Annotated in this window: 25 protein-coding genes; 11 read left to right on the top strand and 14 right to left on the bottom strand. The window is 70.4% G+C overall.

Annotation, left to right across the window (positions count from 1 at the left end):
• The first annotated feature begins 525 nt into the window (after positions 1-525).
• Positions 526-3,996 (top strand): protein kinase domain-containing protein, encoded by a 3,471-nt coding sequence (locus ACM26Y_RS22710; protein ID WP_416062040.1) that lies wholly within the window; start codon positions 526-528, stop codon positions 3,994-3,996.
• Positions 3,997-4,371: 375 nt separating this feature from the next.
• Here ACM26Y_RS22710 and ACM26Y_RS22715 read toward each other — a convergent pair whose 3' ends face one another.
• Positions 4,372-4,788 (bottom strand): DUF4247 domain-containing protein, encoded by a 417-nt coding sequence (locus ACM26Y_RS22715; RefSeq protein ID WP_371383768.1) that lies wholly within the window; start codon positions 4,786-4,788, stop codon positions 4,372-4,374.
• Positions 4,789-4,980: 192 nt separating this feature from the next.
• Between ACM26Y_RS22715 and ACM26Y_RS22720 the strand changes: the two genes are divergently transcribed.
• Both ACM26Y_RS22720 and ACM26Y_RS22725 read left to right on the top strand, forming a co-directional pair.
• Positions 4,981-6,315, top strand: coding sequence for a YhgE/Pip domain-containing protein (locus ACM26Y_RS22720; RefSeq protein WP_054372112.1), 1,335 nt, complete (start codon positions 4,981-4,983; stop codon positions 6,313-6,315).
• 103 nt (positions 6,316-6,418) lie between these two features.
• A complete protein-coding gene (locus tag ACM26Y_RS22725) occupies positions 6,419-7,993 on the top strand; it encodes a bifunctional 3'-5' exonuclease/DNA polymerase (RefSeq protein ID WP_416062041.1) in 1,575 nt (524 codons plus the stop codon).
• Here the strand turns inward: ACM26Y_RS22725 and ACM26Y_RS22730 are convergent.
• Genes ACM26Y_RS22730 through ACM26Y_RS22745 form a run of 4 tightly spaced genes read right to left on the bottom strand, consistent with a single transcriptional unit; the run spans position 7,972 to position 10,379 of the window.
• Entirely contained in the window at positions 7,972-8,829 is an 858-nt protein-coding gene (locus ACM26Y_RS22730) for a DNA-3-methyladenine glycosylase family protein (protein WP_416062042.1), read from the bottom strand. The two genes, ACM26Y_RS22725 and ACM26Y_RS22730, sit on opposite strands and share 22 nt — an antisense overlap.
• The gene (locus tag ACM26Y_RS22735; protein WP_003934428.1) at positions 8,826-9,407 is read right to left on the bottom strand and encodes a methylated-DNA--[protein]-cysteine S-methyltransferase; all 582 of its coding nucleotides are present in this window, start codon (positions 9,405-9,407) and stop codon (positions 8,826-8,828) included. Before ACM26Y_RS22735 ends, ACM26Y_RS22730 begins: the two co-directional genes overlap by 4 nt.
• Positions 9,404-9,895, bottom strand: coding sequence for an RNA polymerase sigma factor (locus ACM26Y_RS22740; protein WP_003934429.1), 492 nt, complete (start codon positions 9,893-9,895; stop codon positions 9,404-9,406). Before ACM26Y_RS22740 ends, ACM26Y_RS22735 begins: the two co-directional genes overlap by 4 nt.
• Positions 9,882-10,379, bottom strand: coding sequence for a methylated-DNA--[protein]-cysteine S-methyltransferase (locus tag ACM26Y_RS22745; protein ID WP_416062043.1), 498 nt, complete (start codon positions 10,377-10,379; stop codon positions 9,882-9,884). The genes ACM26Y_RS22740 and ACM26Y_RS22745 overlap by 14 nt, the downstream gene beginning before the upstream one ends.
• A gap of 291 nt (positions 10,380-10,670) precedes the next feature.
• On the opposite strand from ACM26Y_RS22745, the gene ACM26Y_RS22750 reads away from it, so the two are divergent.
• From ACM26Y_RS22750 to ACM26Y_RS22770, 5 genes are all read left to right on the top strand, one after another.
• Positions 10,671-10,961 carry a hypothetical protein gene (locus ACM26Y_RS22750; RefSeq protein ID WP_416062044.1) on the top strand — a complete coding sequence of 97 codons (291 nt, stop codon included), beginning with the start codon at positions 10,671-10,673 and terminating at the stop codon, positions 10,959-10,961.
• 49 nt (positions 10,962-11,010) lie between these two features.
• Complete coding sequence (locus tag ACM26Y_RS22755) at positions 11,011-11,688, top strand: TMEM175 family protein (protein WP_416062045.1); 678 nt, start codon at positions 11,011-11,013, stop codon at positions 11,686-11,688.
• 346 nt (positions 11,689-12,034) lie between these two features.
• Entirely contained in the window at positions 12,035-12,157 is a 123-nt protein-coding gene (locus ACM26Y_RS22760; protein WP_255325546.1) for a hypothetical protein, read from the top strand.
• Between the two features lie 234 nt (positions 12,158-12,391).
• A complete protein-coding gene (locus tag ACM26Y_RS22765; protein WP_416062046.1) occupies positions 12,392-12,559 on the top strand; it encodes a hypothetical protein in 168 nt (55 codons plus the stop codon).
• Positions 12,560-12,650: 91 nt separating this feature from the next.
• Positions 12,651-14,018, top strand: a complete 1,368-nt coding sequence (locus tag ACM26Y_RS22770; RefSeq protein WP_416062047.1) for a hypothetical protein — start codon at positions 12,651-12,653, stop codon at positions 14,016-14,018.
• Between the two features lie 120 nt (positions 14,019-14,138).
• Here ACM26Y_RS22770 and ACM26Y_RS22775 read toward each other — a convergent pair whose 3' ends face one another.
• The 7 genes from ACM26Y_RS22775 to ACM26Y_RS22805 form a co-directional block, all read right to left on the bottom strand.
• Entirely contained in the window at positions 14,139-14,489 is a 351-nt protein-coding gene (locus ACM26Y_RS22775; RefSeq protein WP_416062048.1) for a DUF86 domain-containing protein, read from the bottom strand.
• Positions 14,486-14,944, bottom strand: a complete 459-nt coding sequence (locus tag ACM26Y_RS22780; RefSeq protein WP_416062049.1) for a helix-turn-helix domain-containing protein — start codon at positions 14,942-14,944, stop codon at positions 14,486-14,488. Before ACM26Y_RS22780 ends, ACM26Y_RS22775 begins: the two co-directional genes overlap by 4 nt.
• 155 nt (positions 14,945-15,099) lie before the next feature.
• Positions 15,100-15,906, bottom strand: a complete 807-nt coding sequence (locus tag ACM26Y_RS22785; RefSeq protein WP_416062050.1) for an acyl-CoA thioesterase domain-containing protein — start codon at positions 15,904-15,906, stop codon at positions 15,100-15,102.
• Between the two features lie 36 nt (positions 15,907-15,942).
• Entirely contained in the window at positions 15,943-17,196 is a 1,254-nt protein-coding gene (locus tag ACM26Y_RS22790; protein WP_416062051.1) for a hypothetical protein, read from the bottom strand.
• A gap of 748 nt (positions 17,197-17,944) precedes the next feature.
• Positions 17,945-19,564: an alpha/beta fold hydrolase gene (locus ACM26Y_RS22795; protein ID WP_416062052.1), complete on the bottom strand. Its 1,620-nt coding sequence runs from the start codon at positions 19,562-19,564 to the stop codon at positions 17,945-17,947.
• Between the two features lie 133 nt (positions 19,565-19,697).
• Positions 19,698-19,958, bottom strand: a complete 261-nt coding sequence (locus tag ACM26Y_RS22800; RefSeq protein ID WP_054372088.1) for a Txe/YoeB family addiction module toxin — start codon at positions 19,956-19,958, stop codon at positions 19,698-19,700.
• Positions 19,959-19,960: 2 nt separating this feature from the next.
• Positions 19,961-20,221, bottom strand: coding sequence for a type II toxin-antitoxin system Phd/YefM family antitoxin (locus ACM26Y_RS22805; RefSeq protein ID WP_003934441.1), 261 nt, complete (start codon positions 20,219-20,221; stop codon positions 19,961-19,963).
• Between the two features lie 315 nt (positions 20,222-20,536).
• On the opposite strand from ACM26Y_RS22805, the gene ACM26Y_RS22810 reads away from it, so the two are divergent.
• On the top strand, positions 20,537-20,851 hold the full coding sequence (locus ACM26Y_RS22810) for a hypothetical protein (RefSeq protein ID WP_416062053.1): 315 nt from the start codon (positions 20,537-20,539) through the stop codon (positions 20,849-20,851).
• Positions 20,852-20,916: 65 nt separating this feature from the next.
• Here ACM26Y_RS22810 and ACM26Y_RS22815 read toward each other — a convergent pair whose 3' ends face one another.
• On the bottom strand, positions 20,917-21,375 hold the full coding sequence (locus ACM26Y_RS22815) for a hypothetical protein (protein WP_416062054.1): 459 nt from the start codon (positions 21,373-21,375) through the stop codon (positions 20,917-20,919).
• Between the two features lie 311 nt (positions 21,376-21,686).
• Here ACM26Y_RS22815 and ACM26Y_RS22820 point away from each other — a divergent pair, with 311 nt between their 5' ends.
• Positions 21,687-22,319: a ribulose 1,5-bisphosphate carboxylase large subunit gene (locus ACM26Y_RS22820; RefSeq protein ID WP_416062055.1), complete on the top strand. Its 633-nt coding sequence runs from the start codon at positions 21,687-21,689 to the stop codon at positions 22,317-22,319.
• A 3-nt stretch (positions 22,320-22,322) separates the two neighbouring features.
• Here ACM26Y_RS22820 and ACM26Y_RS22825 read toward each other — a convergent pair whose 3' ends face one another.
• Positions 22,323-23,378 carry a 2,3-butanediol dehydrogenase gene (locus tag ACM26Y_RS22825; RefSeq protein ID WP_010595688.1) on the bottom strand — a complete coding sequence of 352 codons (1,056 nt, stop codon included), beginning with the start codon at positions 23,376-23,378 and terminating at the stop codon, positions 22,323-22,325.
• Positions 23,379-23,598: 220 nt separating this feature from the next.
• Here ACM26Y_RS22825 and ACM26Y_RS22830 point away from each other — a divergent pair, with 220 nt between their 5' ends.
• On the top strand, positions 23,599-24,864 hold the full coding sequence (locus tag ACM26Y_RS22830) for a GAF domain-containing protein (RefSeq protein ID WP_040274623.1): 1,266 nt from the start codon (positions 23,599-23,601) through the stop codon (positions 24,862-24,864).

Here is a 24,864-nt window from a genome sequence, read left to right on the forward strand (position 1 = left end):
CGCATGGCCGGTGCCGTTCAATCTGCGCGACAGCTTCACGTCGAGTCACACGACCGCGCGCGGTGTGCTCCGCCGTATCGCGCCCGCCCGCGCCGGTCCGGCTTGGCCCCACTCCGGGCGGGGGCGGTGGGGGCCGCGTTGGCGGCGCCCGAGTCGAGCCGATCGGCCAGCGGGGCGAGGGTGTCCCGGATCGTCGTGGCAAGGCGGGACACGAGCTGCAGATCGACCGTGGGTAAGGCCAGTTGCCGACCGAGGGCGCCGATGTTCGCGCCGAGGGCGGGCAGATCCGCACGTGCGCGGCTTCGCCGAACTCATGGCATCCGGTCCTCGGTGTTCCACCACGTCAACGCCGGACCGGGCGAGTGCGGAGGCGTAGTAGCCCCCGTCGTCGTCTGGTCGAGCCACAACACCCACTCCCTCAGTGGAGAGGCCATCGGTCGTCGATTGACGATCACTCCACCTCAGATCCCCCGGGAATATGATGGTGGGGTCATTCGAACAAACCGGCTATGGACGAGGCAACCGATGGCCGAGATCGATCCGTTGGCCACGCAGCGGGAGAACCCGCCGCCCATCGTGGCCGAACTGATCACGGCCGGGTTCGAGGACGTCCACGAGATCGGCCGCGGCGGCTTCGGCGTCGTCTACCGATGCCGACAGCCTGCCCTCGATCGCACCGTGGCAATCAAAGTACTGACCGCCGAACCGGACCCCGACAACCTCGAACGCTTCCTACGTGAGCAACGCGCCATGGGGCGGCTGTCCGGACACCCGAACATCGTCACCGTCCACGAGGTCGGCGCCACCGCATCCGGTCAGCCGTACATCGTGATGGAATACCACCGCCGCAACTCCCTCGAGGCCCGAATCCGAGACCAGGGCCCGCTGGGGTGGGAAGACGCACTCGGGATCGGCGTCAAGATCGCCGGCGCCCTGGAAACCGCGCACCGCATGGGCATGCTGCATCGAGACGTGAAACCGGCCAACATCCTGCTCACCGACTACGGGGAGCCGCAGCTGACCGACTTCGGGATCGCGCGGATCGCCGGAGGGTTCGAGACCGCCGCGGGCGCCGTCACCGGATCCCCGGCATTCACCGCCCCGGAGGTGCTTGCCGGCCAGTCCCCATCCCGCTCGGCCGATGTGTACGGCCTCGGCGCGACCCTGTTCTGTGTGTTCACCGGACACGCGGCGTACGAGCGGCGCCGCGGCGAATCGGTGGTCGCGCAGTTCCTGCGGATCACCGGCGGCCCGGCCCCGGACCTGCACGCCGGCACCGGCATCCCCGATGACGTCGGCGAGGTGATCGCGCGCGCGATGGACCGAGACCCGACCGCCCGCACCGGCACCGCCGCCGAATTCGGCGAACAGTTACGGGCAGTCGAGCAACACCACGGGCTGCTGGTCGACGAGCTACCGGTACCCGACACCAGCGAGCCCACCGCCCCCGGCGCCACTCACCCCCGCGCCACCACCGGCACCGGCCACCGGCGGCGAACCGGATCCGGCCGGCTGACCCCACCGGTGCCCGCCACACGGCTGCGCCCACCGACCGCGACCCGCCCCCTGGTGAACCGCGAGCGTCTGCTGCAGCTGCTGCGCGCAGGCGGGCGGCGCACCCTGACCGCCATCACCGCCCCGCCGGGTTTCGGCAAGACCACCCTGGCCGCACAGTGGTCGCGCGAACTGGCCGACACCGGCGTCCAGGTGGCCTGGCTGTCCGTCGACAGCGACGACAACAAGCCGGTATGGCTCCTGGCGCATCTGGTCGAATCCCTCCGGCAGGTGCGGCCGGCCCTGGCCCAGGACCTCGACGCAGTCCTCGAGGAGTACGGCGACGACGCCACCCAGTATGTGCTCACCGCATTGATCAACGAGATCGAGCAGTCCGGGGAGCACATCGCCCTGATCATCGACGACTGGCACCGGGTCTCCGACCCCGCGACCGTCGCTGCGATGACGTTCCTACTGGACAACGCCGACCCCCGTCACCTGCAGATCATCGTGACCAGCCAGGCACGCACCGGACTGCCGCTCAGCCGCCTACGGCTGCGCGACGAGCTGATCGAGATGGACGCGGCCAGTCTGCGGTTCGACGCCCCCGAGGTGAGACAACTGCTGGTCGAGCTGGCCGGACTGCCCCTGACCGACAACGACATCGACGCCCTGACCCGTGCAACCGGCGGCTGGGTGGCCGCGCTGCAGTTGGTCTCGCTGTCACTGCGCGACAGCGACGATCCGGCAGACCTGATCCACGGCATCACCGGACGCCACCAGGTCATCGGGGAATACCTCGCCGAGAACGTCCTCGACACCCTCGAACCCCGAATTCTCGAGTTCCTGCTCACCACCTGCATCTGCGAATACGTCTCCGCAGAATTGGCGACCGTTCTCACCGGCGACACTCGATGCCAGTCGATGCTCGAGGAAATCGAGGACCGCGGCCTGTTCCTGCGCCGAGTAAACAACGACCGCACCTGGTTTCGCTACCACCACCTGTTCCGGGAGTACCTGCAACGCCGGATCGAACGCGAGAACCCCGAACGCGTGACACAGCTGCACCGCACCGCGGCCCGGTGGTTCGCCGAGCACGGGGTCATCCGCGACGCAGTGACCCACGCCCAGGCCGCAGGCGAGCAGGAGATGGCCGTCGACCTGGTCGAGCAGCACGGCACGAGCCTGCTCGAGCACGCCCACGTGGCCTCCACGCTGGCGCTGCTCGACAAGCTACCTCCGGCGGTGCTGTCCACACGCCCCCGCCTGCAACTGATGCTGGCATGGACCACCATCCTGTCGAACCGCGTTCGCCCCGCCGAGCAGGCCCTCGATACCGTCGAATCCCTCCTCACCACCGCCCCTCTCACCGCTGACGAAACCGAGGACCTGCGCGCCGAGGTCGGGGTGGTGCGCGCCGTCGTAGCGGCCCGATGCGACCGTTTCGACACCATCGACGAGGTGGTCCGCCCCGCCCTGAACCGGGCCGACTCGCTCTCCCCCTGGGTGGTCTCCGCGGCCGCGAACCTTGCCGGCCTGGCCGCGATCTACCGGTTCGATTTCGACGCGACCGAACGGCTCCAGCAGTGGGCCGCGCCCTACCACGCCCGCAACCGCGGGCCGTATGCCCAGACGCTCGGCTACTGCTGTCTCGGCATCGCCGCGCACGAACGACTCGCCATCGCCACCGCCGAAGAGGAGTTCCGGCAGGCGGTGCGGGTAGCCCGCAACCCGGGCGACGGACACTCGCTCACCGCACGGCTCGCCGGGTCACTGCTCGGCGAACTGCGCTACGAGCAGGACCGCCTCGACGAGGCGGAACGGCTTCTCGACGAGGCCTACCTGCTCGGCTCCGAAGGCGGAGCCGTGGAGTTCAAGGCGGCCCGGTACGCGATCGGCGCCCGGATCAAGGCACTACGGGGCGATCGCAGCGCGGCCGCGCAGCGCCTCGATGCCGGCGCCCGGGCCGCGCACACGTTGGCGCTGCCCCGGCTTCGGGCCCGGATCGAGGACGAACGTGTGCGGTTGGGGCTGCCCCCGACCGTCGGCATTCCCCCACCCCCACCGATCCCCCATCCGCAGCGGCGCCGGCCGGTGCACGGAATCGAGGCGATCACCGCCCAACTCGACGAGACCGTCGCCATCTGGGCACTGCTCGCCGACGGCACGCCGGCGTCGAGGGAGCTGGCGTGCACCTGGGCACAGGAATGGGTGGACATGCTCGACGACGCCGACCGCCCGCGGGCGCTGCTGCAGGCACGACGATTGCTGGTCAACACCCTCGCCGCGGCCGGCCGCACCGACGAAGCCAAGAAGTTGCTCGCGACGATCACCGCACAGTGCGCCACCCTCGGCATCGTGCGCTATCTACTCGACGGCGGGTCATACCTGACGGCGCTGCTCGAGGATTTGCGGGCGGACCGGGAGTCCGGGCGGTGGCGAGACGACTGGCCCGCGGTGCCCGACCGATTCTGGAACGCGCTCGCCCCGACCGAACCGTGACGCCAGGCGCCAGATGTCGACTCGGCGCCGGGCTCTGGGTGACCCGCACGCCGACACGGGCACCGTACCCGCTGCCCCGGCGAGCACCCGACCCTGGTGAGCACCCGGATCGCGCAGGCCCGTGACCGTGAACCGCCCTGGACGAGGTGGGGCTTCCGATGCTGCTCGACTGCCCGCTCGCTGAACCGCTTTCCGATCCTATCTCGAACCCATTGCTTTGCACGATTATCGAGGAACGATCCGCTTTCTCCACTGAACGTGATGTCCGGGCGGCCGGCGCGTGCCGCGAGTGACCGAGCAGCATCTCGGATCCTCCGCGGAGAAGTACTCCGGCACCGTCGAACGGGTCCGATCCAGAGCGGTGTAGTGCCGCACCTACCTCACCCCTCGCTCGGATCCCGGCCGGTGCCCCGCTCCGGACGAGTCGGACCCGAACAGCGCCCCCAGCCGCTGCAGCAGACTCCGGCGCGGTCGCCGGTCGAGGTCCCGGACGGTGACTGTGCTGCCGCCCTCGGCCGCGGCCTCGACGGTCACGACGTCACCGGGGAATCGCAGCTCCCACCGGCCGCGATCGACCGTCTGCGCGGTCGGCTCCTGCCTGCGCACGATCGCCTCGACCGTCACCTGCACCGGATCCGGCGAGTGGTAGATCTCGACGCCTCCCCGCGTCTCCCGATGCTCGTAGGTTGCGGCGATGTGATCCCGGCTCCCGCCGCCGCAGCCCACGAGCAGCAGCAACGACGTGAGCACCGGCACCGCCCGTTTCGCGACGGACGCCCGGCTTACGCGCACGATTCCCCCCATGAAATCCCCCCGTATCGAATTGTTCCGCGGGGCACCCTACAGTCCGGAAGTGACATGCCTCGCGCGCGTGCCCGTTTCGTGTCTCGTACCACGAGGAGGCCGACAAGGCCCCACATCTGAACACGTGCGTGCACAATTGAAGGGCACCGCACCGACTCCACGCATCACGGAAGGCCTGGAATGAGTTCGACGGAGATCAGCGCCGACCCGCACGCCGGCACCCTGCGCAGCCCCCGCTTCTGGCTCGCGCCGGTCGTCGTGGTTACCGCTGTGATGGCGGCCCTGGCGGCCCTCTACATCGGCAGCATGATCAATCCGGCCGACAATCTGCACAGGTTCCCGGTCGCCATCGTCAACCAGGACGTCGGCGACGTGCTGCCCGGTTCGGACCAGCAGCGCAATCTCGGCGCCGAGATCACCGCCGCCGTCGCCGACGGGGTCGATCCAGCGGAGATCGACCTGCAGCAGGTCGGGATCTCCGGGGCGATCTCGGGACTCGACTCGGGCCGGCTCTACGGCGCGATCGTGATCCCGAGCGACTTCACCAAGCGCACGTCCATCCTCGCGCAGGGCAGCGTGATCCCCGGCGACATCGAGAAGCCGATCATCACCGTCTACACCAACCCCCGCACCGGCACCTTCGGCAAGGGCATCGTCGAGTCGATCGCCGACCGTGCCCTGACCACCGTGAACACCACCGTCGGGGAGCAACTCACCACCACGGTCACCGACACCCTCGCCACCAGCGCCCCGGATCTTCAGCTGTCCGGCGGCAGCCGGTTGACGCTGGCCGATCCCATCGACGTCCGCTTCGTCGAGCACAAGCCACTGCCCGACGGCACCGGGCTGGGCCTGTCCGCGTTCTACTACACGCTGCTGCTCATCCTCGCGGGCTTCACCGGCGCCACCATCGTCAACTCGCTCGTCGACAGCGCCCTCGGATTCGTCCCCACCGAGTACGGGCCCTGGTACGTCGACCGGAAGACGGCGCATCTGTCGCGGTTCCGGGTGCTACTCGTGAAGTGGGCGATCATGGTGATCCTCGGGTTGATCGTCTCGGCGCTCTACCTGTGGATCGCCACCCTGCTCGGCATGCCGGTGACCCGCGCCCTGCTGCTGTGGGAGTACGGGGCCCTCGCAATCACGGCCGTGGGCGTCACCTCGATCTCGGTGATGGCCGTGTTCGGTTCCGCCGGACTGCTGGTGAACCTGTTGATCTTCATCATCCTGGGTCTGCCGTCGTCGGGCGGGACCGTGCCGCTCGAGGCGATGCCGCCGCTGTACGCGTGGCTGTCGACCTTCGAACCGATGCACCAGGTGTACATCGCGACCCGGGCCATCCTGTACTTCGACGGCAGCGGCCCCGCCGGCCTGACCCGCGGCGTCCTGATGACCCTGCTCGGCCTCGGGATCGGCCTCGTGCTGGGCGCGGTGGTGACCCGGATCTACGACGTGCGCGGGTTCCACCGCCGCAGCGACGCCGAGCCCGCACTCGTTCCGGCGCAGGACGCGTGAGACAGGACCCCGCTGCTCCTCGAGGGCAGAGCAGCGAGGTCCCAGGTCCCGAAGGTAGCGTTCCGCTTCCGCCCGGCCCAGCCGCGACGGGGTGAAACGGGGGATGAAATCGGACGGGGTGCAGACTGGACGGGTGCGTACCGTGCTGGTTCCCGACACCGCCGGCGGGCAGTCGCCCGGCGGATGGACCGTTCCGGTCGACGCCGACGGACGACCGCTCGCCGCGGCCGAACACCACGGCGACCTCACGGCATTCGTCCGGGGGTGCGAGGCGACGGACCCGCCGCGGTGGATCTGGACCGGCACCGCCTCCGTCTACCCCGCACTGCTGCGCGGCGGAGCCCGCGTGCGCCGATGTCACGACCTCGCCTCGACACGCGCGATCCTGAACGTACGCGCCGGGATTCCCGCACCACCGGAGCAATCGGTCGACGAGCGTCCGGGACTGTTCGACGTCGTCCCCTCCGCCGACCTCGACTCGGTGCTCGCCGAGTTCGCCCGGCAGCGCGCCGAACTCGGCGGCCGTGCCCGGCTCGAACTGCTCGTCGCCGCCGAATCGGCGGGCACGCTGGCCGCCGCCGAGATGAGCTTCGACGGGTTGCCGTTCTCCGCCGACGCCCACCGGCAGGTGCTCGAGCGCACCCTCGGCCCACGCCCCACCGACGACGGGCTGCCGCCTCGGATAACCGAACTGAACGCAAGGATCGGTGCGGTGTTCGGTCGTGCGCTCAACCCCGCCTCGCACACCGAGGTGCTCGACGCGTTCCGGCGCGAAGGCATCGAGGTGCCGTCCACCCGCAAACGGGTACTGCGCGAACTCGACCATCCGGCGGTGCCGCTGCTCCTGCAGCACCGGGATCTGTCGAAGCTGCACAGCACCAACGGCTGGCACTGGCTCGACACCTGGGTGCGCGACGGCCGGTTCCGCCCGGTCTATGTACCCGGTGCCGTGGTGTCCGGGCGCTGGGCGAGCCGTGGCGGCGGGGCCCTGCAGATCCCGAAGGCGTTGCGGTCGAGCGTGATCGCCGAGACCGGCCACGTTTTCGTGATCGCCGATGCCGGCCAGCTCGAACCGCGCATCCTCGCCGCGATGTCCGGCGACCCGCGGATGACGACGGCGGCGGGGGCCGAGGACCTGTACGCGCCGGTGGCGGCGACCACGTTCGGCGGCGACCGCGCGAAGGCGAAGGTGGCCGTGCTCGGTGTGCTCTACGGCGCGACGTCCGGCGAGTCACGAGCGTTGCTCACGATGCTGCGGCGGAGTTTTCCCGAGGCGGTGGAGTTCGTCGAGCGCGCCGCGCGGGCCGGGGAACGCGGCGAGGTGGTGCATTCGTGGCTGGGTCGCGCGTGCCCGCCCCCCGACGCCGGCTTCTTCACGCACGGCGACGCGCGGGCCCGGGGACGGTTCACCCGCAACTTCGTCGTCCAGGCGACGGCCGCCGAGTGGGCGCTATGCGTGCTGGCCGATCTGCGCCTGCGCCTGGCCGCCGACGACGCCGGTGAACTCGTCTTCTTCCAGCACGACGAGATCGTGGTGCACACCCGCACGCCGGAGACTGCGACGGCACATCTGTCCGCCGCGGTGGGGTCGGCCACCCGGTTGCTGTTCGGTGACACGAAAGTGCGGTTCCCCATGCAGGTCTCGGTGCGCGACTGCTACGGCGCCGACGAGCCGTAGGCGGTGTACGTCCACAGGTGGAACGCGGCGTAGGCCCGCCACGGACTCCATCGCTGCACCCGGGCCGTCACCGCACCGGCGGTGTCCACGCCGAGGGCCCTGCGCAGCACCAGATCTCCGGCGGGACAGGCGTCGCGGTCCCCGAGCACGCGCACGGCGAGGTAATCCACGGTCCACGGCCCGATTCCCGGCAGCGCGAGAAGGTCCCGGCGGAACCGCACCGGGTCGGACGGGTCCAGACCGTCGGCTGCGGCGCGGGCGAGCACGAGCACGGTACGCACCCGGGCACCGGTCAGCCCCACCGCCGCCTGCAATTCGTGCGGATCCGCACCCGCGAGCCCACTCGGCGACGGGAAGCAGCGCAGACCGTCGCGTCCCGGATCGCCGTAGCGCGCGACGAGGCGGCCGGCGAACGTGGCGGCCGCCGCGACGCTGACCTGCTGTCCCAGCACGGTCTGCACGGCGGTGTCGAACCAGTCCGTCGTTCCGAGCACGCGCAGTCCCGGCCGGGCCGCCACCATCGGCGCGAGGTACGGATCGGCGCCGAGCGCGGCGTCGATCGGGGCCGGGTCGGCATCGAGGTCCAGCCACCGCCGGACCGTCTGCTCGAGCTCGGGTAGGTCGCGACGATCCGCGCCGATCCGGACGGACACGTGCTCGGAGCGGGGCCGGATCGCGACCACCGCGGGACCGTGCCGCCCCCGCACCGACCGGACGTGCGTGCCGGTGTCCACGTCGTGCCGTTCGAGGCCGGGAACGGTGTGGGCGCGCAGCGCGGCGAGCATCGGCGCCGCGGCCAGCGGCGGTGTCACGGTCGGCCGCAGGACGACGCTCACGCCGCGAGCTCGAGCCGGAGCAGGACGCGCTTGGCCTCCACCCCGCCCACGTACCGGCCGAGGTCGCCGTCGCTGCGCACCACGCGATGGCACGGCAGCACGACGGGCAGCGGATTCGTCGCGCACGCCGTGCCCACCGCCCGGACGGCCCGGGGGCTGCCCGCCACGGCCGCCACCTCGGCGTAGCTCGCGGTCCGGCCGTAGCCGGGCAGGTGCGTGATCACCTCGCGCCGGAAGCCCCGCGCCAGGCTCAGGTCGAGCGGCAGGTCGAACGTGGTTCGGGTGCCGCGGAAGTACTCGTCGAGTTGGCGGGCGGCGGTGTCGAGCCGCGCGGGCGCGGCCAGGATGCGGGGGCTGAGGTCGGCGGCGAGCCGGTCGAGGACCGCGTCGTGGTTCTCGACGGCGTAGGCGACTCGCACGAGTCCGGCGGGGGTGGCGGCGAGCAGCAGCGGCCCCACCGGGGTGTCGACGATGCGGTAGGCGACGTCGAGCAGGTCGGCGTCGGCGGCAGCGGCGGTCAGCCGGGCGTGCAGGCGGGTCAGGTCGGCGGTGTCGACAGGGGACGGTTCGAGCGTCATGACGGTTCCTCCGTCGGATAGCGGCGGCGCAGCGCGGCCCGGCCGTCGGCGGCGGCGCGGCGCGCGGCGTCGGTGGAGTTGCCGAGGATCGTGGCGATCTCGGCGTAGGGCAGGCCGACCACATGGTGGTAGACGACGGCGGCGCGTTGGGTGAACGGCAGCGCGGCGACCGCGGACCACAGGTCGTCGTCGGGTGCGGGGATGCCCACCTCGGCCGGGCGCTCCGGGAGAACGGCGACCGGTACCGGCGTGCGAGCCCGGGACCGGTGGACGTCGACGGCCTTGCGATGGGCGATCGTCACGAGCCACGCTTCGACGTTGCTGCCCGGACGCAGCGCCGGGTAGGCCCGCAGCGCGGCGAGGAACGTCTCGGACCAGGCGTCGTCGGCATCGACGGGACCGAGCAGCGCACGGCACACCCGCAGGACGGTGCCACCGTGTTCGGCGACGACCCGCTCGAACGGGGGCAGCGGGTCACTGGCGTGCACGGGTCACCTGCGCCTCCTGGTCGAGCAGGTAACGCTTGCGGTCGAGACCGCCGGCGTACCCGGTGAGGGTGCCGTCGCGACCGATCACGCGGTGGCAGGGCACCACGATGCTCACCGGGTTGCGGCCGTTCGCGGCGGCCACCGCGCGCACGGCGGTGGGGTGCCCGACCGCGGCAGCGAGCTCGGTGTATGTGCACACCGTGCCGTACGGGACGCTCTGCAGCGCCTGCCATACCCGGCGCTGGAACGGGGTCCCGTGCAGCTCGAGCGGCACGGTGAACTCGGTGCGCCGGCCCGCGAAGTACTCGTCGAGCTGCTCGGCGATCTCCTCGAAGCCAGTCGCTGCGGCATCTCCGAAGGCGTGCGGGCCGGGCCGGTGCCGGTGTTCGGCGAGGTACAGGCCGCTGAGGGCCCCGTCGGTCCGCACCACTGTCAGCGGTCCGATCGGTGAGTCGACGACCGTGTGGGTTCGCGTCGCGTTCACAGGTTCGATCCTTCCATCCGGCGTATACGAGGTAGACGCCTCCACGGACGCAAACGTGAGATCGCTCCGTGACGCAGTTCACCGGGGTGTGGCTGGAATACCCGGGAACGGGTCCGTGTTGAAGAGTTCGGATCGGCACGCTCCGTGTCCCCCGGGCTCAATATTTCTGCCTTTGCAGAGTTCCGTCCGGCTGGAGCTGCATTGCGCCTTTCGCCGTGAGGCGACCGAGCGTGCCGGTCCTTCATCTTTCCTCGGGTGCGTGGCTCCGCCCCGGCTGGGGAACCCGGACTCATGGCCAGGCGAACCGAACCCGCGGTCGCGGCGTCGAGCCAGTGGATCGACGACGACGACGGAATCCGATACCCGCGCGGCGATACGCACGCCTGGACGCCCGGCACCAATCAGACCCTGTGCGGAGTCCCGCTCTCCCGTGCCCGCCTCGCCCGGTTCCCGCACGTGCCGTGGAGCGAGGCGCTGTACCTGGCGGACACCGGCGAGCACGGTGTCGTACCGTGCCGCCGCTGCACCGCGGCCACACGCCACGATCGGCCCCGCTGGACCCGCACGGGCCCGCGGCCCTGACCACCGGTTCGGCCCCGAGCCGGGACGCGCGATGCCATGCTGAGGAGCCATGACGGAACCGAGAGAGCGGGCCCGGAGCTTCGAACGGTATCTGACGTTCCTCGACGCGATCGTGGCCATCGCGATCACCCTGCTGGTGTTGCCGCTCGTCGATCGAGCCTCCGATCACGAGGGGACGACGATCGAACTGCTGCACGACGCCGCCGGGGCGCTCGGGGCGTTCGCCCTGAGCTTCGTCGTCATCTTCCGGTTCTGGTGGGGGCAGCACCGGCTGGTGCGCGACATCGTCGCCGACGATCCCTGGGTCGATCGGGCGCTGTTCCTGTGGGTGTTCACCATCATCTTCCTGCCGTTTCCCTCCGCGCTGGTGGCCACGAACTCCGACGAGACCGCGACACGCGCGCTGTACATCGGCACCATGGCGGCCAGCGGGGCGGCGCTGATGCTGTCGGCGTGGGCCGCCGGCCGGCACCCGGCCATCACGGCAGGTGCCGCGCCACCGGATCTGGCGGGGACCGTCGCATTGACGGCGCTCCTGCTGGTCGCACTGGTCCTGAGCGTCACCGTTCCGCCGCTGTCGTACTATCCGCTGCTGCTGTTGCTGCTGTCGGGTCCGTTGACGAGGCTCGTGCGGCGCGGCCGACACCCGTCCGGCGCTCGAGTCAGGTCACCGATGGGAACCGCTCGCCGCCCAGTCATCCGCGGCGACGATCGTCAGAGCGGATGACCGGCCGGAGAGCGGGTACCCGCTCGGACAGCACCCGCTCGAGCTTCCCGGCCGCGCCCCGCAGTACCTCGGTCGCGTTCCTCGGCAGCATCCCGTAGTTCGGTGCCGCGGCGAGCACCGCAAACCCTCCGCCCGTGCAGAATCCGATCACGCCGGCCTTGCCGGTGCAGTCGGCTGTCCACCGGCAACAGCCGCGCGCCGGCCGGTCATCCGCGGCGACGATCGTCGACTCGGATGACCGGGCGACGCGCGGGTGTGGGAACGCCTCACCTCCGAAGTGGACTTATTTTTTCTTTTGGGTATGGTCGAGCCGAGTTCGCGATTGCCGATTCGGAAAGGATTGACAATGGCTGCCAAGTCCGCCGTCAAAAGTTCCAAACAGTCCGCCCGCGCTTTGAAGGAGCGCCGCGCGGAAAAACGCGCCAAGGCTCAGGATGCGGGTCAGCTCATCCGCAAGCGCAAGAGCTGATCACTCGAGCAGAGCCAGGACACTCATTCGAATGCACTCCACGACAACGACTCTGGAGACACTCTACCGGAATATCGGGGAAATGATGACGCGAGGCCGGAATCTCGAAATCGATTTTCCGGGATACCGCCAGGGGCTGGAAACCGCCCGGTTGTACGTACTCGACGAACTCGCCCGATGCTCCGGATTTTCGATGGCGAGAAAGGACAGCACCGAGCAGAAGGCACGAGCCGCATGAAAATCACCAGACGCGCGCTGCAGAATATTCGCAGCAATCTGGAAAACGAACTGGCGACCGTCGGATCGTCCACCCATACCGCGGGCTACCGCCGCGGGCTCCACGATGCCTTGGCGCACGTGGTCGCGCTGCAGGACACCACCGACGCGCGCACACCGCACTGAACATCTCCCCTCGCTCCGTCCCGGCCGATGTATCCGGGACGGAGCGTCGTCTCGGCCCGGTAGGGCCGGTGTCGAAAGCGATGACCGAACCATGATGCGCATCCCTGCGAGCGCGCCCGTAGCCCGGCTCGAGCCGGGCAGCACACCCGTGCGGGCCGCTGTGCTGAAGGTGATGTTCCTACCCCTGGACATCGGCGAACGGCCTGTACCGCCCCCGGTACCCGCCGTGTCCTACGCCGAGCCGTTTCTGCCGGCCCGGATCGCCGGCGGCACCGACTACCTCGAACGCCCCGGGGCCCTCCTGGCGCTCCGGCACCGCACCGAGCCCGGCACCCGCCTGACCTTCGGGACGCCCGCCTCCGCCGCACACTCGCGGCCGTACGACGGACCGGCGGGCGCATGTGCGTCGCTGTGGGAGGTCCCTGGCGCCGGACCGGTACTGGTCTGCGAGATCCTGTCCGCCGACCCACCGGGTGCCGTGCTCACCTGGCACAGCGACCCCCTGTTCGACGGCGCCGAGACGGGCTTCCGGCGAACCCTCGACACCTTCCTCGCCCCGTTCGGGATCACCGCCGACGCCAGTCTGGTGGACCTGTTCCCGCGGCTGGACACGCGGTTGCCCGACACCGAGGTGTACCGCCCGCTCGCGCAGGTGGCCGTCCGCACCGCGCCTTTCCTCACCGACGAACCCTCGATCGAGGGTTTGGTGGTCGAGGTTGCCGGCGACGGGCGCGAGGCGGTGCGCCGGCTGGTGGACTGCCCACCCGCTGGTGCACTGGCCGAAGCGGCCGCACGCTCGTGCGGACGATTGCAGGCCTGGCACCGACCGGCAGCGACGGACGTGGCCGTACGCGGGGACGGCCGGGCTTTGCTACTCGACCTCGTCACCGGCGGCGGACACGTCGGTGCGCACGGCCGGGAGATGCTGTACCACCTGATCGGCTGGGCGGGCCTGCGCGCACAACTGCATGCCGATCACCGTCGCCTGCTGACCGCGCTGCGGCGGCACGAGACGCTCGACCCCGACGAGATCCGCACCGCCCTCGACGATGTCGCCCGGGCACGGGTGCGACTCGTCGAACTCGCCCTCCTGTCCGCCGAGGCCCGTCCGGCGCACACCGACTCGACCTGGGTACGCACCTTGCTCGTGGCGTTCGGCGCCGAGGAGGTCACCGCGGCGCGGGCGGCTGTGGAGGAGTTGTGCGACGCCGCAGAGCGGGTGTTGTGGCAGCGCTTGCACCTGCGCTCGACTCGTCGGTCGCGGTGGGCCGACCCGAAGGCGATGGCGGCCGCCGCGACCTGGGTGGTGTTCGTCGTTGCGGTCACCGCGTTCACGGCGTCGACGCAGGTCCTGGCAGCTGCGGCGATCGTCGCCGTGGCCGCCGGCGCGGCCCTGGGGTTCGTCGAGTCCGTCGAGCGCCGACGGGTGCCGAAGCGACGACGTCGCGACCGCCGGTGAGTTGCGCCGCAGGGCGTTGCGCCCGCCCCTCCACACCTGCTCCGGACATCGACAACGAACGCGACGGTTGTCGATGTCCGGCGTTGTCCAGCCTGCGAGGCGGGCGGCGGAGAACCGAGCTCAATGCCCCAGCGTGGCGCTCAGCTCGGGGATCCGCGTCGCCAAGGCCGAGTACACGAGACGGTCGTTCACCTGGTCGTAGTGGTGTGCGATCAGGTTTCGCATCCGTCCGATCGCCACCCAGTCGACGCCGGGGAACTCGGACTTGAACGTCTCCGGCAGCTTCTCGACGATCGTGGCCACCTGGATCAGGATGTGCCGGCCGTTGTTCCGCAGCACGCGCCCGTAGGGACTGTCCTCCAGGTAGGCATCCAGACCGAGTCCCACCGTGTAGGCCGCATCCGCCGCGAAATCGGCGACGTCCTGTAAACGACGGCGAACGCGCTCGTCTGCATTCTCCTCCGACGTCACAGCGCCACGGCTTCCTCCCGGGCCCGGTCCCCCACGCGCCCCCCGGCTCGCCCGTCGATGGTCTCGACCCGCACGGTGAGCATGTCTTCCAGAGCTTGCTGCAACCCGAGAAGGTCGACGATGTCGTGGCGATCGCTGAAATCCACGATGAGGTCGACATCCGAGGCGAAGTCGTCGTCGCCACGCGCCACAGATCCGAACACCCTCGGGCTCGGCAGCCCCGCCTCGGCGAAGAGCTCGCACACTTCCCCACGTCGGGCTGCCAGAGCCTCGGAGGGACGAACGGGCAGCGCTGCCGTCAGCGCCGAACGGGCCGGCTCGGACGGTTGCCGTCGTCCTGCCTCGATTTCGGCGATCAGAGGTTGCTTGATGCCGGAGCGCTCGGCGAGCTCCCGCTGCGAGAGACCCAGAATCCCCCGCCGGATGCGAACGAAGTCACCGAAGCCGACAGCCACGACATCACGATGACAGATTTTGTTATCACTTGAGGCGATGTAGGCCGCACGCGGCCCATGTCCCGCAGCCAGTCACGGGCTCGTTCGGATGTGCAGTTCTCGTGACGACTCGCCGGGCAACTACCACGAAAACTGCGCGCTCGGCACAGCGCCGCTCAACCGAAGTTCACCTGACGACGAGCGTTCGCGAGGCACGTGACGGCGCCCGTCCCGAACGGGCCGAGCCGGTCGAACAGCACCGAGGTGCCGACCGCGACGCCGTCGGCGCTGAGGTGGTGATCAGCTTCGACGCCGACCTCGGTGCCGACGGGCAGCCGCGAGAGGGTCAGGGTGAGGTCGCCGTTGATGAAGCCGACGCCCTCGTCGCTCCAATTGGCCATGAAGCTGGTGCCCTCGCCGACGACCGCGGTCCGCACGAACGGCGACATCTCCTCCCCTACGATTACCGGAATCTGCCGGGACCACATGCGTTTCCGGCTCGCGTTCTGGTGTTCGGCCCGCACCTGCGACCAGCCGTCGGGGTGCGCGTCGCTGCCGAACCAGGTGCGCGCGAATCCCGTCTCCGGGTCGTCGAGCGCCTCGATGGGCGGCGTCGGGTGCTCGTCGCGGGTCCAGACGGTGCCCGGCGGCTGCTCGGACGGGCGCAGGTAGACGACGGTTCCGCGGGCGGTGACGTCGTCGCCCTGGATCAGGTAGGCGTCGGCGACGCGGATGCGGTTGCCGTCTCGCACGCGGGTCGTCTCGAACCGGACGGGCGCGTTCTGCACCGGGCGGAACAGGTCGACGGTGAGCCGGGCGGGAACGAACCCGTCGGGACCGTGATCCTTGTCGAGTTCCCGGGCGAGCAGGCCGGTCACGCACGGCCCGGCCAGCATGGTCGACGACCAGGGGCTGACGGCGTACTTCGTGGGAAGGTACGTGCCGTCGGATTCGGTGAAGTATCCGCACGTGGAGTCAGGCATGGCCGGATTCTCGCAGTGTCCGTTTCCGCGGCTGTATCAGGTTCCGGCGTCCTCACTCCCCCTGCGGTATCGAAGCCACGCCATCGCCGCACCGCAGGCCAGCACGGCGGCGGTCGACGCACCCACCGACATCCATACCCACGCACTCGGGCTCCACCCGGTTGGGTTCTCGGTGAGCGGGGTGTAGGCGGTCCACCCGAACTGCGCGAGCAGCGGCAGCGCCAGCACCGCCGGCAGAGCCAGCGAGGTGGCGGTCACGGGCGCCGTCGACGGCAGTGACGCGACGATCGTGTACGCCGCGGCGAACGGCACCACGAGGACCGTCGCCGCGAAGTTCACGTTGTCCCACGGCGGACGATCGAAGATCCCGGAAGCCGCGACGAGCGCGAGCAGACCGACCCCGATCAGCGGCATCGGCCTGCGGCGACCCAGCCACACACCGACGGCCACAAGAGCCGGCGCGATCAGCAGCGCCGGCCACGCGGCCGGCGACCACGAGACGGCGCCGCCCACGGCGACGACCATCGCCGTCGCCGCCAGGAGCACCGTCCCCGTCCGTCCCCGCAGCCACAGCGCCGCGACGATGAGCACCGGCACCGCCACCAGACCCCACAGCCACCGACCCTCCCCGAAGTCGTCCAGAGCGAACAGCGCGTGGTGGAACGACCAATACAGCCCCACCCCGAGGATCGGCACACCGATACCGACGGCCACCTCCCGCCCGCGGGCCCGGGACGCGTCGACCGGCGCCGTGTCGTTTCCGGCGGTCAGCGCCACCACCCCCGCCGCGACGGCGGTGACGATCGCCAGCGACAGCCACGCGGCATTGACCGGCTGAACGCTCGCTGCGAGATAGGACGCGTACCGCTGAGGCGCCGAGTCCAGCTCCCGGAACTGCGCGAGCGGCTCGGCCGTCAGCAGCCCGGCGACCACCGCTCCGGCCAGCGCGGTATGCAGCTTCTCGGCGCCCAGCACGACGAGCGCGCCGAGCAGCAGGCCCGCGCCGATCGTCGCGACGTACACGTCGAACCGCCATCCTCCCGGCAGCGCGACGACGGCCACCGCCATCGCGCCGACCAGGGCGGCCGCGAGCACGCGCCGGCGAATCGCTGCCGCCACGGCCAGCGCCGCGAGCGCTCCCGCTGCAGCGGCGGCGACGTCGGAGGTGAACACCGGGCCGGGCAGCAACCCGTCGGCCAAGGGATAGGTGTCGACGCTCGGGGCGGCCAGCACCAGCCCGGCGGTGAACCCGCCGACGACAAGAAGGACATATCGGAAAATTGACGCCACGCCCTACCATCGCCGGGCGTCCCACCTCGGGCGTGCTCGACGCGCCGGACTCTCTTCGGATTTCGTTACGCGCGCCCCAGAATCCGAACGCGCGTTCGAGTTGACGGCACGTGCCGGTCGTGCCACCATCCCTCCATTGGCCTGAAAACAGGTCGACCCCGGCAGGTGTTGCAGCACCGCACCGGGGTCTGGGCACACGACAGAAAGAGCTGTCATGCACCGTAGGGTGGAGTCTATCCACACGCCCGGCAGGCGCGGGTATCCGCAACCGCGCGCACGTTCCGTCGCGCCGATCTCGCACCGCCGCACCCGGTCCACGTCCTGACGCACGAGCCCCTCGGCACCGAGGGGCTCGTCGTGCATCGCTGTTCCCGGTGTGCGCAAGGGTAACCGAGGCACACCGGCCCACGTCGCTCATCTCCCGTGGTCCGACGTCAGCGCACGGACGCTGCGAGCGCGAGTTCGTCGCGCTCGAAACCGACTGGGCACCAGTACCTTTGTCCCCGTAGCTGGTGGCGGGGCACCTGATCGCGCGGGTCGACACGTTCGTTCGGGTCCAGCACAGCCGCACGTCGCCCGCGACGTGGGGCCGAAAGTGCTGGCCGAGACGGTCTATCGGGGTATGGCGACTGGGCAGCGTTGGGGAAGGGGCCGAAGAACACAGGGACCCGCAGGGTCTCCGCTCGGTCGAGGGCAGCCGCCCGCAGGGCGTCCGCTTCCGCAACGTGCCTCATCCTGGGCACATTCGTCATCCGCCGGGAACCCCGCCACCGAGGAAGTCCGTCACCGCCTCCATCACCTCGGCGGTCTGCTCGTCGTGCGGGTTGTGCCCGGCACGGTCGATGATCCGAAGGCGCGCATGGGGAATGCCGGCGGCCAGCTCCAGTTGGCACTGCGGCGGGAACACGAAGTCCTCGCGCCCGGCCACGACGAGCGTGGGGGCGGTGATCTCACCGAGCCGATCCACGACCGTCCAGTCCCTCATCAGGTGCCGGCCCGCGAAGATCAGCGGCTCCGCCCGCGGCCTCGAGCGCCACGCCCCGCTGCTCAGTTCGCGCGCCAGCATGGCGAGGCCGGAGCCGTCGAAGTACGCGTCCCCGATCTGCGAGAAGATCGAAAAGTACTCGCGGGGGGTGAATTCTCCGTTGAACCACCGCCGCGCCAGCTCCGCCTTCTCCCGGCCGTAGCCGCGTGCGATCAGTACCTCGGACGCGTTCTGCCGCTCCCAGTGACTGTCGGCGCCCGTGTCGAGCAGCACGAGGTGCGTGACCCGCTCGGGGTAGCGCAGAGCGTACTCGAGCGCGACCTGCCCGCCGAACGAGTGGCCGAGCACCGCCCACCGCTCGAACCCGAGCCGCTCGCGCAGGGCGTCGGCATCCGCAGTGAGGTTCTCCCACGTCATCGTTTCGACGGGTGGCCCGATCGAGCGTCCGTTGCAACGGTGGTCGTAGAACACCAGGGTGAACCGGTCCGCGCACTGCCGGAAGGCCTGCATCGTCCACAGGTCCGCCGACGGTCCGCCGTGCATGACCACCAACGGAGGTCCCTGCCCGACCACATCGACATAGAGGGAGGTGTCCCGGATCGGGACCCGGCCGGGCCGGACGCGGTGCAGGCTGCCGCGCCATTTCACCGCTACCGACGAAAGACCACGAGAGTGACGTCGTCGCACCTCGCCTGTTGCCGTGTTCGAACCCGTTGCCCGCGAGCTATTTTCGATGTTGCGCTTGAGGACTGCCAGCATGCGTGCCTGCATGATCCACACGACCGGCGGAAAGATCCCGGAGTAGACGAGGCGCGCGACCCATCGCGGTCGGCCCGCTTGATACCCACTGACGACGAGGCGGGTGCGTCCGCCGGGCAGCTCCTTCAGCTGGAAGCCCCACAGTCCTTCCAGATAGGCGGACGGGCGCGGCTGACCGGGGTCGAGGGCGCCGCCCCGCAGATCGATCAGCCCGTACAGCCCGAGGAACCGGTTCGGCTCGACCCGCGCGACCTTGTACGCGTCCAGAGGTCCCGCCCCGGGCGCCCAGTACTTCAGTTGGTCGCCGGGCCGGATGTCCTGCCATTCCGGGTGCACTTCCCGCGCGCTCGGACGACCGGCGTTGTCCAGGTGATCCCAGGAGTACCAGCCGCCGCGGTCCCAGCCCATCTGCACCAGCCACGGCCACACCTGTTCCGGCGGCGCGTCGATGGTGACGGCCATCGCGCCCGATCTCTCCCCGTCGGGCACCAGATCGGCGCCGGGGAACGGCCCGCTGACCTCCTCATCGGTGGCGCCCCACCGCACGAGCCGCGGGCGCACGAAGCGTCCGTAGACCACGGCTGCCGCCGCGCCTGCTACCGCCACCTTCGGTGCGACTGCCATGTGTCCAGCGTGCGCCGGTTTCCCCGTGCTTCACAAGGGACAAGCGGCCCTCGTCATCGCAGCTCAGCCGCCGGTAACACGGCTGCCGCTTCGCAGGCCCGAATCCCTGGTTCGAGAGTCTCGCCGAGGCCTCTCACCGGCCGTAGTGATAGCGGCACGCAGCGATGCGGACCTCTGTGTCGGTGATCTTGTAGACCAGGCGATGTTCATCCGTAATGCGCCGGGACCAATAGCCTGCGAAATCATGTTTCAACGGCTCAGGCTTGCCGATTCCTTCGTTACCGTTGCGCAGGATGTCCTGTACCAATGCGTTGATGCGTCTCAATACCTTCCGATCCTGGGTCTGCCACCACAGGTAGTCCTCCCAGGCATTGACGTCCCACACCAGCCGCACGGTCAGTCGTCACCCTCGATCAGTTCGTGCACTTGCCCCTCGCCTGCCTCGAGCCGTTCCATCGCGTCGAGCAGACGTCGAGCGTTCGCCGGTGAACGCATCAGGTAAGCCGTTTCCCGCAGCGACTCGAAGTCCGCCAGGGAGACGATCACAACGGGCTCGTGGCCCGAGCGGGTAATGACGATCTCCTCTCGGTCGTTGACGACAGAGTCCAAGACCTCGGCGTACCGGGCGCGCGATTCGCTGTAGCTCATAGTTCGCATGACGACCTCCATCCTTGTACAGAAAATTGTACCTATAGCCGCGGCGGCTGGCCCCTTCCCCTCGATCCCCCTGATCGATATCGGTTGCGGACCATTGGGGGCTTGCTCGCGCTGCCGCCGCCGACTCGATCGGCCAGTACGTCGACTGACGGCTCACCCCTACGTCCGCCGCGGTCTGAAGCGAGCCCACCTCTCCGAGCGAAATCGGCCGAACCGGCAGATGGTCGACGACTCCGGCCGAAAGCGAGCCCTAGGATCGAGGATGGAAGCCTGGAGATGCGTCCCGAGGACGCACAGCTCACGAAAGAGATAGCCATGGCCGACGAACAGTCCTTCTGGCAGTCCCATCGCACTCTTGCCGGTGTGGCCCGCGACGCCGAACGCTTCGCGGTGCACCTGCCCCTGGTGGGCCGGCTCGGCATTCCCCGGCCCGAACAACTCGCCTATTTCGCCGGCCTCGGCCTGCTCGTGGCGTTGGATCTGATCGAGTGGCCCGTGGCGGTGGCGATCGGTGTGGGCCAGGTCCTGGTCACCGAGCATGCCAAGTCCGCCGCCGAAGGTCCTGACTCGCCGGCCCAGGCAGCGGCGACGGACGGCAGCCCGGGCGTCGCAGTCGTCCCTGCGACGTAGCCGAGCGCACCGGACGCCGTCCCCGCGGCGGTGCACTCAGGACGGCGGTGCACTCAGGACGGCGATCACCGCTTCCGTGCCGGTGCCTTCTTTGCCGGTCGCTCCCCCGTCGTCGGCTTCCCGGCCGACGGCTTCGCCGCTGCCGCGGTCGGGGCCGCGCCGGGGCTGGTCGGTGTGGTGTCCGGGGTCGGCGCCGGCGCACGCTCGATCGTGGGAGCGCCGGGTGTCGGGGTGGGGCGGGGTGTGAGCAGCCGGATGGCCAGGGCCGTGGCGCCGAGTCCGGCCAGCACGGGCGCGGCGGCAATACCGGTTGCCAGTCCGGTAGCGCCCAGCACGACGATCGTTGCCGCTGCCGTCGTCGTCGACTCGGCTCCACTGCCGAGACCGGAGCGAGCTCCTTCGGCGGCGCCGCGCACGCTGCCTGTCAGTGCGCCCAGGGCGGCGCCGCCGACGGCACCGGCGGCGCGGGTGGTGGCGTCGGCGGTGCCGACGACTACCTGCGTGGTCTTGTCGAGGACATTCATCACTGCTACCTCCCGATCCGAGCGAAATGCGTCGCGGGTTGCCCCCGACCGCAGTGTCGCGCGACCGCAGCGGCCCGGGCTCGGAATCGGCAGGTTCGAATGCCACTTGCGGAGACGCGCTCCCGGATCTCCGGTCGACACGGCCGATGCTCGCCCGAAGACCTGGTGACGAAAACGATACGGCGTCCGCCACTGCGGTGTCACACCCCGACGATCGGCGCCGATCTCGGAATGCCGTCGAGACTGTCGGCGCCCAGAACCGTCGCCGGTCCCCGCGCGGGCCGGGCACCTCCGTCCGGCAGGATGAGCACATGATGTCGCTTCTCGCCGCGCCCATCGGAGCCGCCCGCCTCGTCCTGGACCGGACCGTGGAGGTCGCCGAGTTCGCGGTGTCCGTCCCCGGCCGCGTCGTCAACCTGCTCGAGACGACCGAGGCCCTGGTGGGGCGTATCGACGGCGTCGTCACCGAGGCCCGCGAGATCGTCGCGCGGATCGACGACGTGGTCACCGACGCCCGCGCGACCGTCGGGAGGGTCGGCGAGGTCGTCGACAGCAGTTCGGCGGTGGTCGGCGAGGCGGCGACCGTCGCGCACCGAGCGCAGGACGTGGTGGCGTCGGCCGGCCGCACGTCCGACTCGGCGGGCGAACTGCTCGACACGTATGCCCCGATGGCGACGCGGGCCGCGCCACTCGCCGGCCAGTTCATCGACGAGCTCAGCGCCGAGGAGGTGCACGCGGCGGTCGTGCTGCTCGATCAGCTGCCCGAGCTCGCGGACCGGATGACGGCTCTGATGCCGATCCTCGGCACGCTCGAGACCGTCGCCCCGGAGATCCACGAGCTGCTCGGGGTGGCGAAGGACGTGCGGCAGGCGATCGTCGGCGTGCCAGGGTTCAACTTCCTGCGCCGCCGCGGCGAGGACAAGGAGAACGGCGACGACGACTGACCGTCACGGCCGGACGAGGATCTTGACGTTCTCCTCCTTGTTGGAGATCAGTTCCTCGAACCCGTGGGCGACGATGTCGTCGAGGTCGATGCGGCCGGTGATGAACTGGTAGGGGTCGACCTTGCCGGAGGCGATCATCTCGATCGTCGCGGGATGATCGTTCGCGTAGGCCAGGCTGCCGAGCAGGTTGACCTCGCGGAAGACCAGATCGTTCATCGCGACGGACGCCTCGTGGCCCCAGATCGCGACGTTGACGCACGTGCCGCCCGCCCGGGTGGACAGGATCGCGGACTTCAGCACCGCGTCGATGCCGGCGCATTCGAAGGAGACGTCGGCGCCGCGTCCGCCGGTCAGCTCGAGGACCTGCTCGGTGACGTCGCCGTCGCGCGGGTCGATGATGTGGTCCGCGCCGGCCGGTTCGGCCTTCTTCTTCCGCACGTCGGCGGGTTCGACGACGATGATCTGGTCGACACCGGCGGCGCGCAGGGCCGACGTGGTGACGAGCCCGATCGGCCCGGCGCCGAACACGAGCGCCGAGTGGCTCGGTCGCGCTCCGGACAGGCGTACGGCGTGGTAGGCCACGGCGAGGGGTTCGACGAGTGCGCCGACGTCGGTGCCGAGTTCGCCGAGTGGGTGGATCCAGCGCCGCTCGGCCACGACGTACTGGGAGAACCCGCCGCCGTAGCCGGACAGTCCCACGAATCCCAGTGTGCCGCAGACGTTGTAGCGTCCGTTGCGGCAGGCGTCGCAGCGTCCGCAGATGATGTACGGCTCGACCGCGACCCGGTCGCCGACGCGCAGATCGTCGACGCCCTCGCCGACTTCCGCGACGACGCCGGCGAACTCGTGCCCGAGGGTGATCGGCACGGTCTCGCCGGTGATGGGGTGCGGTGCGTCGGCGGGCGGGGCGAAGATCGGGCCCTCGAGGTACTCGTGCAGGTCGGTGCCGCAGATGCCGCACCACTCCACCTCGACCTTGACGGTGCCGGGGCGGGTGGCCGGTTCGGGAATGTCCTCGACCCGGATGTCCCCGGGGCCGTGGAAGCGGGCTGCCTTCATGGGTCGATCTCCTCGCTGTACGGGCGTCGGATCTTGGTCGGCCGAGTCCGACGCGGGATCATCCGGGTGCGCCGCTGCCGAGGTCGGCGCGTGATCCAGCACACATCGAGCGCGCCGCCGCGGCAAACGTTGCAGCGCGTTGCGCGTACCGCCGGGTGTGGTGCCGGACACACCCGAGGGCATATGCTCGCGACAACTCGACCGACGAGAGACGGAGACCGTGGGCAACTTCAGCGCCATCGAACCGGGCACCGACCTGCACCGATACGCGCGCGAGCTGGCGCGTATGCACGACGCGGTGATCGGTGGCGGCCGCTCGCCGCTGCGGCCGCGGTCGGTGGTCGCGCGGTCGTGGACGCGGGTGCTCGGCGCCGGTCTCGCCCCCGACGGCAGCAACGCCCGCGCCCTGCTGCCGCTCGCCGAGGTCGAACGCCGGCGCCGCGCCTCGCCCCTGTCGGGGGTGATCGGCGACCTCGAGCAGGTGGTGTGCTCGGTGGCCGAGGCGTCGCACATGCTGATGGTGGTGACCGACGCGGACGGGATCGTGCTGTGGCGGGCCGGGTCGGCGAAGGTTCGCAGCCGGGCGGACAGCCTGGGGTTCAGCGAGGGCGCCCGGTGGACGGAGTCGACCGTGGGCACCAACGCGATCGGCACGGCGCTCGCCGAGGCCGCCCCGGTGCAGCTGTTCTCCGCCGAACACTTCGAGCAGTCCCAGCACCCCTGGTACTGCACGGCCGCCCCGATCCACGATCCCCGCACCGGGGAGTTGCTCGGCGTGGTCGACGTCAGCGGCCCGGCGCTGACGATCCACCCCACGATCAGCGCGCTGGTGGAGACGGCGGTGCGGCTGGCCGAGGCGCAGCTGTGGCGGCTGCACGAGAACCGGCTCGAGCGGCTGCGCACGGTCGCGGCGCCGGTGCTCGCCTCGATGAGCGGTCCGCTGCTGCTCGTCGACGAACACGGGTGGGTGGCGCACGCGTCGGGCGTCGCGGCCACCAAGCGGGTCGCGGCACCGACCGCCGACCGCACCCTGAGCGTCCCGGGCCTGGGGATGTGCGTCCCGGAGCAGCTCGCGCACGGCTGGTTGATCCGGCCCGCCGGCGGCCCGGCGCGGATCACGATGGAGCTCGACCTGTCCGGCGCGCCGACGGTGGTCGTCAGCGGCGCGGACTCGACGTGGCGCAGCGCGCTGTCCGCGCGGCACGCGGAGATCCTGCTGATACTGCACCTGCGGGGCCGCGAGGGGATGACGGTCACCGAGCTCAGCAACGGCATCTACGGCGACCCGGACCACGCCGTCGCGGTGCGGGCGGAGGTGTCCCGGCTGCGCCGCGCGCTCGGCTCCGTCGTCGAGAGCCGCCCCTACCGGCTCGCCGACTCGGTCGATCTGACGCTCACCCTCGGTGCGGCCGAGCGGCTCTCGGACTGTGCGTTCGTCCGGCACAGCGCGAGCCCGGCCGTCCGCGCGCTGGCGGACGGCCGGTGA

It is taken from the genome of Rhodococcus indonesiensis (assembly GCF_047782815.1).
GTDB classification, from domain to species: Bacteria; Actinomycetota; Actinomycetes; order Mycobacteriales; family Mycobacteriaceae; genus Rhodococcus; species Rhodococcus indonesiensis.